Annotated in this window: 1 protein-coding gene; it reads right to left on the reverse strand. The window is 49.0% G+C overall.

Annotation, left to right across the window (positions count from 1 at the left end; translation table 11 throughout):
* Positions 1-253: hypothetical protein (locus tag JAO32_RS19890; protein ID WP_334243637.1), on the reverse strand; the 253-nt coding region annotated here is incomplete at both ends.

Below are 253 nucleotides of genomic sequence, written 5' to 3' on the forward strand. Positions count from 1 at the left end.
TCTGTATTGCTAGAAAATAATTTTGCGCCAAGTTGCACAATGCGCGCAGACAGTGCAGAAGTGATCGTTCCGAAGGTCGCGTTGGTATTACCACCCCATTCTGCAGTTGGATTGCTCGGATCAACGGGCGCGCCAGCAACAAATGTTGTATTGGGTTGACCAAGCTCTGTGTGGTTGAGTGCGTTATATGCCTCAACTCGGAATTCGAGTCTCGCACCATGCGTTAATGACGTCGTCTTTAAGACGGACATGT

The organism is Terriglobus sp. ADX1, from assembly GCF_036877645.1.
Lineage (GTDB): Bacteria > Acidobacteriota > Terriglobia > Terriglobales > Acidobacteriaceae > Terriglobus.